Here is a 13,176-nt window from a genome sequence, read left to right on the forward strand (position 1 = left end):
TTTTCTTCGGTTAGTCGGTACCCGTCAGAAGGTCGCCCGCGTCGAGCTTGAGGTAGTGGCCGGTGTGCGTGTCGGTGCGCCGCGCGATCTCTTCCGGTGTGCCGGTGGCGACGATCTGGCCGCCGCCGTTGCCGCCTTCGGGGCCGAGGTCGATGATCCAGTCGCTGTTGCGCACGATGTCGAGGTTGTGCTCGATGACGATCACCGTGTTGCCCTTTTCGACCAGCTTGCGCAGCACGGCGAGCAGGTGCTGGATGTCCTGGAAGTGCAGGCCGGTGGTGGGTTCGTCGAGGATGTAAAGCGTTTTGCCGGTCTGGATTTTGGCCAGTTCCGCCGAGAGCTTGATGCGCTGCGCTTCGCCGCCGGAGAGCAGTGGCGAAGGCTGGCCGAGCTTGAGGTAGCCGAGACCGACGCTTTGCATCGTATCGAGAATCCGGCGGATGCGGGGGAAGTCGGCAAAGAATTCAGCGGCCTCCTCGATGGGCATTTCGAGCACGTCGGCGATGGACTTGCCCTTGTACTTGACCTGCAAGGTTTCGCGGTTGTAGCGTTCGCCCTTGCAGTGTTCGCACTGCACATAGACGTCCGGCAGGAAGTTCATCTCGATCTTGCGGGTGCCCGCGCCCTGGCACACTTCGCACCGTCCGCCCTTGACGTTGAAGCTGAATCGGCCCGCCTTGTAGCCGCGAATCTGCGCTTCGGGCAGGCGGGTGAAGAAGTCGCGGATGAAGGTGAACGCGCCGGTGTAGGTGGCCGGGTTGGAGCGCGGCGTGCGGCCAATCGGCGACTGATCGACGTTGACTACCTTGTCGATCAGCTCGATGCCGCTGATGCCGTCGCACGGCAGCGTGAGGATTTTCGAGCGGTAAAAGTGGCGCGCCAGCAGCGGGTAGAGTGTTTCGTTGACGAGCGTCGATTTGCCGGAGCCGCTCACGCCGGTGACGCTGATGAGCGAACCGAGCGGGAATTCAGCATCGACATTTTTCAGATTGTTGCCCCGGCAGTTTTTCAGCTTGAGGTAACGTTGTTCGTTTTTGCCGTCCTCTTCAGATGGTGCCGATGGCGGGAACGAGACCGACAGCGTACCGTTGAGGTAGCCCGCCGTTACGGAGTCCGGGCCGAGCGTCGCCGCCGTGCCTTGCGCCACCACGAGCCCGCCGTGCTCGCCCGCGCCGGGGCCGAGGTCGATGATCTGGTCGGCTTGAAGCATCGTGTCCTTGTCGTGCTCGACCACCAGCACCGTATTGCCGAGGTCGCGCAGGCGGTGCAGCGAGTCGATGAGCTTGTGGTTGTCGCGCTGGTGCAGGCCGATGCTCGGTTCGTCGAGCACGTAGAGCACGCCGGAGAGCTGCGAGCCGAGCTGCGAGGCGAGTCGGATGCGCTGCGCTTCGCCGCCGGAGAGGGTCTGCGAGTTACGGTCGAGCGCGAGGTAGCCGAGGCCGACGTTGAGCAGAAAGTCGATGCGCTTGGTGATTTCGTGCAAAACCGGTGCGGCGACGAGCTTCTCCTTGGCGGTGAGCTTCGGCGGCAGCAGGCGGAAGAACTCCAGTGCTTCGGGGAGCGGCAGCGCTTCGACCTCGGCGATGTTCAGGCCATCGACCTTCACGTGCAGGCTCTCCTGCTTCAGGCGCGCGCCGCCGCACACCGGGCAGGTCTGGCGGATCATGAAGCTTTCGGCCCACTCCCGCAGCTTCGGAGTATTGGCGTTCAGCCGCACCTCCTCGACGTAGGGCACCGCGCCCTGGAAGGTTTGCGGATAGAGATGCTCCTTGCCCGCGTAGCTGTAGCCGACGTCGAACGTCCGGCTGCCAGAGCCGTAGAGCAGGATGTCGAACGCTTCGGATGGAATTTTCGACACCGGCGTGGAGAGGCTGAACTCGAACTCTTTGGCGATGGCGCGGATCACCTGCCAGACGTTGCGTTTGCCAGGCTTGCCGAACGGCTCGATTGCGCCGTCATCGAGCGAGCGTGTCATGTCGGGCGCCATCAGCTCCGCCGAGAGCTGCATGATTTCGCCGAGGCCGTTGCACTCCGGGCAGGCGCCGTAGGGCGAATTGAAGCTGAACTGGTTCGGTGCGAGCACATCTACCGGCACGGTGCCGTCCGCGTAGGCGTACTGCGTGCTGAAGTAGCGTTCGCCATCGTCCGTATCGCAGATCACCGACGACTTGTGCTCCGACATCGAAATCGCCAGTTTGACCGCTTGAGTGAGCCGCTCGCCGATGCCCGGTCCCGCAACCAGCCGGTCGACCACCAGCTCGATGTTGTGGCTTTTGTACCGTTCGATCTGCATTCCGGCAGTCAGCTCCACGTACTCGCCGTCGATCCGAGCCCGCAGAAATCCTTTCTTGATGAGCCGGTCGAACAGCTCGCGGTAGTGGCCTTTTCGCCCCGTCACCAGCGGTGAGAGAATCTGGAGTTTTGTCCCCTCCGGCATATCGAGAATCGCCTCGCAGATGCTCTCCTCGCTCTGCTTCTGGAGCATCTGGCCTGTCACCGGGTCGTAGCGCCGTCCGGCCTTCGCGTACAGCAGCCGCACGAAATCGTGGATTTCCGTCACGGTGCCCACCGTCGAACGCGGCGAACGGCTGGTGCTCTTCTGGTCGATCGAGATCACCGGCGACAGCCCCTCGATGAAATCGACATCGGGCCGCTCGATGTTGCCGATGAACTGCCGTGCGTAGGGCGAGAGCGTCTCCATGAAACGCCGCTGCCCCTCGGCATAGATCGTATCGAACGCCAGGCTCGACTTGCCTGACCCCGAAATGCCGGTAATGACGACCAGCTTGTTGCGGGGAATGTCGAGTGAGATGTTCCTGAGATTGTGAACCCGTGCGCCTCGTATGCTGATGTGGCTGAAATCCATTCGCTGTATCGTGAAACCCTGAAAATGTTTATCCTTCAATCTATCAATGTTCTCCGAAACATCAACCCTGAAAAACGGCTTTCCCGCTTCAAACGGTTCCGGTTATGATAAGGTTTCAGGAGGGTTACAATGGCTGTGAAAATTCGTTTGGAAGCATATATTTCAACCGTCCGTCATGAGGCGGATTAACCATTTTTGAACCGATAAATTATAGTACGAACATGGAGATCATGTACAAACAGAAGGCGGAGCCCGGCAAGCAGTGCCAGGAGTGCCAGAGCTTTACCGTCAATCCCTCGAATCCGTCCGTCGGTACCTGCTTCGGCAAGGATGTCGTCGCTGAAGGCGGTTGTATGTTTTTCAAGCCCAAGGAAGAGAATCCCCAAGCCTGATACAGTGAACTGACCATCTGTTTGAGAATTGCAATCGAAAACCATGCCCCTGCAAATTCATGGCTTTTGATTGCATGATGTACAGTTCTTTTATTGCAGGGGTTCCGGCTGGTTGTTATCGAAAAACACCACTGGAACCCCTGCTGTGTTTCTAGGCAGGCGCCTCTGAATAGTGCCATAAGTCCGGCATTTCCTGCCAAGCCATTCTCGTGATTCCATCTTTTTTGTTGATATATATTGCCGTTAGTTTACGGTACTATATTGTTAACGGCCTATAAGTTTTTTATTATGATGAATTACCGACCTGTTCCCCCAATTTTCAAGTGTGCAAATTATATCAGTCTCTTTCCATGATTCATAATAGCTCTGTGCTGTGGATCGATCGACCAAACGCTTTTTTCTGAAAAAGAGGAAGAAGTCATGCATGTTATTGAAAACCACTCCTCTTTTTTGTGTGTCAACTTTCAGGGTTCCGTAGATCAGGAACAACTGTTTAAGGCATTGCGAGAAATTTTTCTCCACCCCGAATATCCTCACAAGAACTCCATCTGGATGTTCGAAGGGTGCGAGTGCGATTTCTCGAATATCAGCCTGTACGATCTCTTTGAGATGATCAAAGCCTATTATCCCCGCAAGGCGACCAGGACAAAGACGGCGATTGTGACTTCGACCGGTACGCATCACGCCATGGCACAGCTTTTCTGTGAGGAGGCGGGGCATCAGGCCTTCGTTTTTTCAATGCGCGCCTTTTTGGATCGGGCTGAAGCCGAATCCTGGGTGATAGAGAAGTGAAATCAAGTTTGGGCTTTTCAGAAAAACAGGATGTTCCGCATTATGATGAGCGCCGATATTCCGGTAATTCTCTGATAAACCAAGCTGGGGACAGCAGGGTGCTGGCGTTGACCGATCTTTTTGTATATTTTATGAACTGTCTGTAATGAAAGCAGTTACCTGCGGACATGCTGAAACGTTATTTCCCTTGATTTGACGAGATGCTAACAGGTTTTTCAGTGTGCTCTGCCGAACTCTACAATCCTGATCATAAACCTTGACGGAGCAACCATGAAGAAAAATATGGGGCAAAAAGATCGTACCGTTCGTGCAATCCTTGGCGTGGTCATGTTGGTCTATGCCGTTGTATTTCAGAATCTTGTCGGGCTCATCGGATTGATCCCTCTTGTAACGGCTATCGTCGGTTACTGCCCTCTTTATGAGGTGCTCGAAGTAACCTCCAACAAATACGCCGACTGAGGCTTCCGTCATCCGGCTTTTCCTGATCCGGAAAAGCTCCGCAAGGCGTTCAATGTTTTAGGGAGATCGATTTCGATCTCCCTTTTTTTGTTTCCTCCCGAAACGGCGGTTTGCAGCCGTGTTCGTGCCGCGCCGCGCCGCTTTTTCTTTTCGTTCTACAGGCTGATGCACGAAACTTTTCAGCGCCAATCCGCTTTTCATTTTTTGCGCTGTGGTGCAGATCATCTTTATCGTGTTTTTCTGCAAAGGCATCGGGAGATTTTAGCCGTTAACTTTTGATACGAAACAGCATGGATGGACAGGGGAGGAAGAGCAAGGAGTACGAGCACAAGCCGGTCGAAGAGACGCTTGCAGAGCTGAAGGTTGACCGCAATCTCGGGTTAGATGACAAGGCGGTTTCAGAGCGCCGGAGCCGGTTCGGCTTCAACGAGATCGAGGAGAAGGAGGAAGCGCTGTGGCACCGGATTTTCCGGCGATTCTGGGGGCCGATTCCGTGGATGATCGAGGTGGCGGCGATCCTCTCCGCAGCGGTGCAGAAGTGGGAGGATTTCAGCATCATTCTCGTGATGCTGCTGGTCAACGCGGGTCTCGATTTCATGCAGGAGCACCGGGCGCTTAACGCGCTGAAGGCGCTGAAGCAGCGGCTTTCCAAGGAGGTGACGGTTCGGCGCAATGGCCAGTTCGTGCGGGTTCCGGTGCGCGAGCTGGTGCCGGGCGACATCGTGAAAATCCGCATCGGCGACATCGTGCCCGCCGACGTGCAGTTGCTCGACGGTGACTATCTGCTCATCGACCAGGCGGCGCTCACCGGCGAGTCGCTGCCGGTGACGCGCAAAACCGGCGCTGTAGCGTTCGCCAACACCATCGTCAAGCAGGGCGAAATGCTCGCCGTGGTGCTCAACACCGGCATGAACACCAGCTTCTCGTCCGTCGTCGCCCTTGTTGCTGAGGCGCAGCGGCAGGAGCGCAGCCACTTCCAGAAGATGGTGATCCAGATCGGCAACTTCCTCATCATGGTGACGCTCGTGCTGGTGCTGCTGATTGTCATGGTCTCGCTCTTCCGCCACGAGCCGCTGATCGACATCGTTCGCTTCGCGCTTGTGCTGAGCGTGGCGGCGATTCCTGTCGCCTTGCCCGCTGTGCTCTCGGTGACGATGGCAGTCGGCGCGATGAATCTCGCCAAACGGCAGGCGATCGTCTCCCGACTGACGGCTATCGAGGAGTTGGCCGGGGTCGATATTTTCTGCACCGACAAGACCGGTACGCTCACCAAAAACCAGATGGAGGTGGCCAATCCTGAGGTGCTCGAAGGATTCACCGAACAGGAGCTGTTCCTCTACGCCGCGCTCGCCTCGCGACCCGAAAACAACGATCCGGTCGAGCTGCCGATTTTCAGTTATCTCGACACGAAGCTAAAGTCAGTTGACTGGAAATCGTGGAAGCAGACGAGCTTCACGCCCTTCGATCCGGTCAGCAAACGTACGGAGGCCGACGCCGAAAAGGATGGGCGGCGGCTGCATGTTGTCAAAGGCGCTCCGCAGGTGGTGATCGAAATGGCCGGACTGGATGATGCGGTCAGCCGCAAGATCAACGACTCTGTGAACGAACTGGCCTCGAAAGGCTATCGCACGCTTGGCGTCGGCCTGAAGGAGGGCGAGGGCGCGTTCCGGATGATCGGCTTGATTCCGCTCTACGATCCGCCGCGCGAGGACTCCGGGCAGGTGATCGAGGAGATGTACAAGTTTGGTGTCAAAGTGAAAATGGTGACCGGTGACAACCTCGCCATCGCCCGCGAAATCGGTGGGATTCTCGGTTTCGAACAGAGGACGATTCGCTCGTCACAGCTTTCGGGCGCGTCGGCCAACGAACTGCTTGAACTTGCCGAAGTGCTTACGACGGCGATCTATCGGAAGCTCAAGGGCGAAGTGGAACTGCGTGAGGCCAAGGCGTTTGCTGCCGATGTGATGGAGCAGGTCGGCAAGCTCTACGACACCCGGTTGCTGGAGCGCGAGTTCATCCACACGCACGAATCGGCCATTGTGGAAATGATCGAGGAGGTCGATATTTTTGCCGAGGTGGTGCCGGAGGACAAGTACCGTATCGTCGATACGTTGCAGAAGGGCGGGTACATCGTCTCGATGACCGGCGACGGCGTCAACGACGCGCCCGCGCTCAAGAAGGCCGATTGCGGCATCGCGGTCTCGAACGCCACCGACGCGGCCCGCGCGGCGGCGGACATCGTGCTCACCGCGCCCGGCCTGTCGGTCATCAACGAAGCGATGCAGCAGGCGCGGCTCACCTTCGCCCGCATGAAGAGCTACGCCACCTTTCGCATCGCCGAGACGATCCGCATTATTCTCTTCATGACGCTCTCGATCGTGGTGTTCAACTTCTACCCGATCACGCCGCTCATGATTATCCTGCTGGCGCTGCTCAACGACATCCCGATCCTCGCCATCGCTTACGACAACAGCAAGATTCATGCAACGCCGGTGCGCTGGAACATGCAGGAGCTGCTCATCATCGCCAGTTCGCTCGGCCTGTTCGGCGTCATCGCATCGTTCCTGCTCTTTTTCCTGTTGCAGCAGTACGGATTTTCGGAGCCGATGATCCAGACGCTGCTCTTCCTCAAGCTCATCATCGCCGGGCACAGCACACTCTACGTCACTCGTGCGGAGGGCTGGTTCTGGCAGCGTCCCTGGCCATCGCCGCTGCTGTTCGGCGCGACTTTTGGCACCGAGATTCTCGGTACGATTTTCGCCGTGTACGGCCTTTTCGTGACCCCCATCGGCTGGACCTACGCGCTTTTGATCTGGGCTTATGCGCTGCTTGAATTCGTCATCAACGACGCGATCAAGCTGGCTGTCAAGCGAGTCTTCCTGCAGCGCAACCACGCCTGATCATCGTTCTGAAAATTGAAGATCGTTCATCCATGAAACAAAAAAGGCGGCCCGTTGAGAGCCGCCTTTTTTGCGTTGAAATGTTGCTGTCTGCCGTGGATCAGAGCAGTGCAGCGCGAGCTGCCGCCAGACGTGCAATCGGCACGCGGAACGGGCTGCATGAGACGTAGTTCAGACCGGTCTTGTGGCAGAACTCGACCGTGGCCGGATCGCCGCCGTGCTCGCCGCAGATGCCGAGCTTGAGGTCGGGTTTGACCGAGCGGCCTTCTTTGGCCGAAATGCTGACCAAACGGCCAACGCCGTCGATGTCGATGCTCTCGAACGGGTTGCGGGCGAAGATTTCCTGCTGCTGGTAGATCGGCAGGAACTGACCGGAGTCGTCGCGGCTCATGCCGAGACCCATCTGGGTCAGGTCGTTGGTGCCATAGCTGAAGAAGTCGGCAGCCTGTGCGATCTGGTCTGAGGTGATCGCCGCGCGTGGTACTTCGATCATGGTGCCGACCAGATACTTGACGCCGATGCCCTGTTTGGCGATGACGCTGCGGGCGGTTTTGTGGATCACTTCGCTGGTGATTTCAAGCTCCTTGACGGTGCTGACGAGCGGAACCATGATTTCAGGCACGATGTCGAGCTTCTTTTCCTGCTTGATGCGGCAGGCGGCTTCGATGATTGCCTGAACCTGCATGACGATGATTTCCGGGTGCAGGATGCCGAGGCGGCAGCCGCGCAGGCCGAGCATCGGATTGAACTCGTGCAGGCTTTCGATGTTTCTCTTGATCTCTTCAACGCTCTTGCCGATTTTGCCTGACAGATCTTTGATTTCAGCATCGGTGTGCGGCAGGAACTCGTGGAGCGGCGGATCGAGCAGGCGCACGGTGACCGGTTTGGAGCCCATTGCCTTGAACAGACCGTAGAAGTCGTCGCGCTGGTAGGGCAGAAGCTTGTCGAGCGCCACCTTGCGGCCAGCCAGGTCGTCGGCGAGAATCATTTCGCGCATGGCGTCGATTCGGTCGCCGCCGAAGAACATGTGCTCGGTGCGGCACAGGCCGATGCCTTCCGCGCCGAAGGTGACGGCGATTTCAGCCTGGTCAGGCTGGTCTGCGTTGGTGCGGATGCCGAGCTTGCGGTACTTGTCGGCCCACTGCATGAGCTGGTCGTAAATCTTGAAGGTCGGAGCGTCTGCAGGGTCGAGGGTCTTGTCGATCAGTACTTCGAGGATTTCGGAGTTTTTGGTCTTGACTTCACCGGCGATTACCTCGCCCGTGGTGCCGTCGATGGAGATGTACTCACCCTCCTTGATGACGATATCCTTGCCGGCGACACGCATTTCGCCAGCCTTGTAGTCGATGCGGAGCGTGCCGCAGCCGGCGACGCAGACCTTACCCATCTGACGGGCGACGAGTGCTGCGTGCGAAGTCATACCGCCACGCTCGGTGAGGATGCCCTCGGCGGCGTTCATGCCTTTGATGTCTTCTGGAGAGGTCTCGATTCTGACCAGAATCACCTCTTCGCCACGCGCGTTGGCTTCCATCGCGTCGTCAGCGTTGAAGTAGACGCGGCCTGTGGCAGCGCCAGGACCGGCGTTGAGGCCGGTAGCCAGCAGGCGTCCACCGTCGATGGCAGCTTTCTTTTCGTTGAGGTCGAAGACCGGGCGGAGAAGCTGGTTGAGCTGTTCCGGTTCGATTCGGCGAAGCACCTCTTTTTCGTCGATCAGCCCTTCGTTGTACATGTCAACCGCGATCTTGATTGCGGCCAGACCGGTACGTTTACCGACGCGGCACTGCAACATGAAGAGCTTGTCGTTCTCGATGGTGAACTCGATGTCCATCATGTCGCGATAGTGCTGTTCGAGGATCGAGCGAATCTCTTCGAGCTGGTTGTAAATCTCCGGTTTGCCCTCGGCGAGCTCCGCAATCTTGAGCGGCGTGCGTGTTCCGGCTACCACATCCTCGCCCTGTGCGTTCATGAGGAACTCGCCGTAGAAGATATTGTCGCCAGCGGCGGCGTCGCGGGTGAAGGCCACACCGGTACCGCAGTCTTCGCCCATGTTGCCGAACACCATCGCCTGGACGTTGCAGGCGGTGCCCCACCAGCCGGGGATGTGGTTCAGCTTGCGATAGACAATCGCGCGGTCGTTGTTCCAGCTGTTGAACACGGCGCCGATTGCGCCTTCAAGCTGCTCTTTCGGATCTTCGGGGAAGGTCTTGCCGGTCTTGTCGAGGATCGCTTTTTTGTAGCGGGCTACGAGGTCTTTGAGGTCATCGACCTGGAACTCGGTGTCGAGGTGGATGCCGAGCTCATGCTTTTTCTGTTCGAGAATCTCCTCGAAAGGATCGATCTGCTTCTTGTCGGCCGGCTTGAGGTCGAGCACCACATCGCCGTACATGGAGACGAAGCGGCGGTAGCAGTCCCAGGCGAAACGGGCGTTGCCCGATTTGCGGGCCAGGCCTTCGACCGTCGTGTCGTTGAGGCCGAGGTTGAGGATGGTGTCCATCATGCCCGGCATCGAGGCGCGAGCGCCGGAGCGGACGGAGACGAGGAGCGGGTTGTCGGGGTCGCCGAACTTTTTGCCAAGGTAATCTTCGACCTTTTTGAGCGCTGCCGGAATTTCAGTTTCGAAGAGGTTTGCGGGGTAGGTTTTCTGGTGATCGTAGTAGTAAGTGCAGACCTCGGTGGAAAGGGTGAAGCCGGGAGGGACAGGCAGACCGATGTTGGCCATTTCAGCCAGGTTTGCGCCTTTACCTCCGAGGAGGTTTTTCATTGAGGCATCCCCTTCTGCGGCACCGCCTGCAAAACTGTAAATGTACTGCTTTGCTGCGGCTGATTCTTCGTTAGCGTTCGAATTCGGCATGTTCCTATTGGTTGGTTGACCCGAAAAAACAAATAAACTCATGTAAAAAAGAGTTCGGAAAAGTATTTTTCCGAGTCGTCAATTTAACAGAAAAAAACGTTCGGAAAAACCCGGAATAGCGTTCAAATCGCCAGTTTCATGGAGAGTTTAGCAGTTGTTTTCATTCTGCAGGTGTTCAGGATTTCAGTGCCCTACCTGTTTGCTTCAGTGGGGGCGGTCTTTTCGGAACGGGGCGGTGTCATCAATCTGGCCCTCGAAGGACTGATCCTCGCGGGTGCGTTTGGCGCGATGCTTGGCCAGCATCTGAGCGGGTCAGCATGGACGGGGGTGGCTGTTGCGCTGGCACTCGGATTGATCGTCTCATTGCTGCATGCGTTCGTGACCATCACGCTCCGGGCAGATCAGATTGTCAGCGGCATCGCGATCAACATTCTCGTTATGGGGGCGACCCGATTCAGCCTCGGCTTACTTTTTGGCAGCGCGATGAACTCACCGCGAATTGCCGGGATGGAGGCTTCGATGCCGCTGCTCGATCCGCTGCTGATTATTGCCGTGCTCTCGGTTGCGCTCGGCCAGTTCATGCTGTTCCGGACGCCTTACGGCCTGCGGCTCCGTGCGGCGGGCGAGAGTGCTGAAGCGGTCGAAACGGCGGGCCTCGACGTCCGGAAGCTGCGCTACTCCGGTGTTCTGATTTCCGGTGCGTTGGCTGCGCTCGGCGGTGCGTTCCTCGTGTTTCAGCAGCACAGCTTTACGGATAACATGTCCGCTGGACGTGGTTACATCGCACTGGCCGCGATGATTATCGGCAAGTGGTCGCCTGCCGGTGCAGCGCTGGCGAGCGTGCTTTTCGCCTCCGCTGAAGCGATGTCGATGTGGTTCCCATCCGGCTGGCTGCCCACCCAGCTTGTGCAGTCGCTGCCGTACCTGATTACGCTTCTGGTGCTCGCCGGTTTCGTCGGCAAGGCTACGCCACCGAAAGAGGTGGGGGTGCCCTACGAGCCGGAGTGAGGTCTTCTCAGGCCAGTTCGACGACCTTGTTGACCAGCGCTTCGATGCCTTTTGCTACCGCACCGATGTTTGGGCCGAGCATGTAGGCCGGGGTGCTGACGATCTTTGTGCCGGGGCTGACGATCGCCTCTTCGACCTTCGCCTCGACGTGCTTTGCGCCCATCGCCTCGATGTCCTTTGCCGTTGCGGCGTCGCTGCCGATGGTCAGCTCAATTCCTTCGCAGCCGAGCAGCTTTGCCGCGATGACTGGTGCGATGCAGAGGAATCCGACCGGCTTGCCCTCTTTGTGGAAGCTTTTCACAGCGGTGGCAACCTCTTCGTTGACCTCGCACTCCGCGCTCTTGAAGGCGTAGTTACACAGATTCTTTGCTGCGCCGTAACCGCCCGGAATAATGAGGGCGTCGAGAGCGCTGGCGTCGAGGTTGGCCAGATCGCTGATTGCGCCCCGGCAGATGCGTGCCGATTCGGTCAGCACGTTGCGCGTTTCGTTCATCTCCTCGCCGGTGCGGTGGTTGATGACGTGGTGCTGGTCGATGTCGGGGGCAAAGCAGATCGCCTCGGCTCCAGCCTGGTCGAGCGCCAGAAGCGTCAGCACCGCTTCGTGAATTTCCGAGCCGTCATAGACGCCGCATCCCGCGAGAATGACTCCGATCTTTTTCATGATGGTCAGGATTTATGTTTGGGAGGAGAGGCTTTTCATGGTATGGTATGAAAAAGGTGGAGCTTTTGAAACCGCCTGATGCTCTGAACACCTCTGACCGGGATTGGATGATGCAAGATTCTTTCAAAGCACTGCTGCGCGGACGTTTGCTTTTTTTGCTCACCGTGCTTGTGCTGTCCGCTGGTTGCGCGAAGCGGGACGAGCCTGTCAAAAGTCTGATAATTGGCAATCAGGTTTGGATGGCTGAAAACCTCACAACCGACAAATATCGTAATGGCGACTTGATCCGCCATGCGAAGAGCGTCGAGGAGTGGAACGACGCGATTTCAAGGCAGGAGGGCGCGTGGTGCAACTACGGCAACGAACCGGATGGCGCTCGATTGTACAACTGGTTCGCCGTTGCCGATCCGCGTGGCCTCGCACCCGAAGGGTGGCACGTGCCGACCGATGCCGAATGGCGGGAACTCGAAGCGGCGACCGATGGCCGGGGCTTCGAGACAGATTTTACCGGAAGCCGTAACTGCCTCGGCTTTTTTTTCGGAAAGGGAAGTGCGGCTTTTTTCTGGACAGCAACGCCCGCCGGAGAGTTCGACGCCTGGAACCGCGAAATCAGCAAGGCGGGCGGCAAGCTGCAACGAGTGCACGTCGCGCGAGGGTTGGGGCTGTCGGTGCGGTGCGTGAAAAGTAATTGAGCCAGATCGGACGGATCAGTCGGATCTGACTAATCGGGGAAACAGCGCCCTAATCTTTTGCCCTTCCTATCCCCGGAAAGAATTTGCCGACCCGTGCGGCGTACTCCCGATACTCTGGGTGGCGTTCGGTGAGCCAGACTTCCTCTTTCGAAGCTTTGTAGTTGAAGAAGAGTGCGGCCACGATGGTGACGAAGAGGTGCGACAGGCTCAGCGAAAACACGGCCCAGCCGGCGGCGGCGAAAAGCTGAGAGCTGTAGAGCGGGTGGCGCACGAGGCCGTACACGCCGGTATCGACCAGCTTGCTGTGATCGACCGGATAGGGGAGTGGCGTGATGTATTCACGGAGGGTGAGTGAACCGCCGACGCCAAGTGCGGCGGCGATGACCATGCCGACGAACAGGGCGCCCCAGCGTAACAACGTCAGTTGACCGAAAAGCTCGTTGCCCTGTAGATCGGGCCAGTTCGGAGTGAGGATGTAGAGCACAACGAGCACCATCTGGATGGCCACCAGAAATTCGCCTCGCGCACCGGCGTTCATTGATCTCTTTTCCACGT

The 13,176-nt window shown here is 57.9% G+C and carries 11 protein-coding genes; 6 read left to right on the plus strand and 5 right to left on the minus strand.

What is annotated here, in order from left to right:
• Positions 1 to 10 precede the first annotated feature (10 nt).
• Entirely contained in the window at positions 11 to 2,866 is a 2,856-nt protein-coding gene (gene uvrA, locus CPAR_RS02575) for an excinuclease ABC subunit UvrA (RefSeq protein WP_012501757.1), read from the minus strand.
• Between the two features lie 221 nt (positions 2,867 to 3,087).
• On the opposite strand from uvrA, the gene CPAR_RS11130 reads away from it, so the two are divergent.
• The 3 genes from CPAR_RS11130 (at position 3,088) to CPAR_RS02585 (ending at position 4,509) form a co-directional block, all read left to right on the plus strand.
• Entirely contained in the window at positions 3,088 to 3,258 is a 171-nt protein-coding gene (locus CPAR_RS11130; RefSeq protein ID WP_012501758.1) for a hypothetical protein, read from the plus strand.
• A gap of 420 nt (positions 3,259 to 3,678) precedes the next feature.
• Positions 3,679 to 4,050, plus strand: coding sequence for a hypothetical protein (locus tag CPAR_RS02580; protein WP_012501759.1), 372 nt, complete (start codon positions 3,679 to 3,681; stop codon positions 4,048 to 4,050).
• Between the two features lie 270 nt (positions 4,051 to 4,320).
• A complete protein-coding gene (locus CPAR_RS02585) occupies positions 4,321 to 4,509 on the plus strand; it encodes a YgaP family membrane protein (RefSeq protein ID WP_012501760.1) in 189 nt (62 codons plus the stop codon).
• Positions 4,510 to 4,566: 57 nt separating this feature from the next.
• Here CPAR_RS02585 and CPAR_RS02590 read toward each other — a convergent pair whose 3' ends face one another.
• Positions 4,567 to 4,761 (minus strand): hypothetical protein, encoded by a 195-nt coding sequence (locus CPAR_RS02590; RefSeq protein WP_041466106.1) that lies wholly within the window; start codon positions 4,759 to 4,761, stop codon positions 4,567 to 4,569.
• Between the two features lie 38 nt (positions 4,762 to 4,799).
• Here CPAR_RS02590 and CPAR_RS02595 point away from each other — a divergent pair, with 38 nt between their 5' ends.
• Positions 4,800 to 7,409, plus strand: coding sequence for a plasma-membrane proton-efflux P-type ATPase (locus tag CPAR_RS02595; RefSeq protein ID WP_012501761.1), 2,610 nt, complete (start codon positions 4,800 to 4,802; stop codon positions 7,407 to 7,409).
• 100 nt (positions 7,410 to 7,509) lie between these two features.
• Here the strand turns inward: CPAR_RS02595 and ppdK are convergent, their stop codons facing one another.
• The gene (gene ppdK / locus CPAR_RS02600; protein WP_012501762.1) at positions 7,510 to 10,260 is read right to left on the minus strand and encodes a pyruvate, phosphate dikinase; all 2,751 of its coding nucleotides are present in this window, start codon (positions 10,258 to 10,260) and stop codon (positions 7,510 to 7,512) included.
• 138 nt (positions 10,261 to 10,398) lie between these two features.
• Between ppdK and CPAR_RS02605 the strand changes: the two genes are divergently transcribed.
• Positions 10,399 to 11,268, plus strand: coding sequence for an ABC transporter permease (locus CPAR_RS02605; RefSeq protein ID WP_012501763.1), 870 nt, complete (start codon positions 10,399 to 10,401; stop codon positions 11,266 to 11,268).
• Positions 11,269 to 11,275: 7 nt separating this feature from the next.
• On the opposite strand, the gene elbB is transcribed toward CPAR_RS02605, so the two are convergent.
• Positions 11,276 to 11,929 carry an isoprenoid biosynthesis glyoxalase ElbB gene (gene elbB, locus CPAR_RS02610; RefSeq protein ID WP_012501764.1) on the minus strand — a complete coding sequence of 218 codons (654 nt, stop codon included), beginning with the start codon at positions 11,927 to 11,929 and terminating at the stop codon, positions 11,276 to 11,278.
• A 239-nt stretch (positions 11,930 to 12,168) separates the two neighbouring features.
• Between elbB and CPAR_RS02615 the strand changes: the two genes are divergently transcribed.
• Entirely contained in the window at positions 12,169 to 12,621 is a 453-nt protein-coding gene (locus CPAR_RS02615; protein ID WP_232203927.1) for a fibrobacter succinogenes major paralogous domain-containing protein, read from the plus strand.
• Positions 12,622 to 12,670: 49 nt separating this feature from the next.
• Here the strand turns inward: CPAR_RS02615 and CPAR_RS02620 are convergent, their stop codons facing one another.
• A complete protein-coding gene (locus tag CPAR_RS02620; protein WP_012501766.1) occupies positions 12,671 to 13,159 on the minus strand; it encodes a methyltransferase family protein in 489 nt (162 codons plus the stop codon).
• Between the last annotated feature and the right edge of the window lie 17 nt (positions 13,160 to 13,176).

This window comes from Chlorobaculum parvum NCIB 8327 (assembly GCF_000020505.1).
In the GTDB taxonomy this organism is placed as follows: Bacteria; Bacteroidota; Chlorobiia; order Chlorobiales; family Chlorobiaceae; genus Chlorobaculum; species Chlorobaculum parvum_A.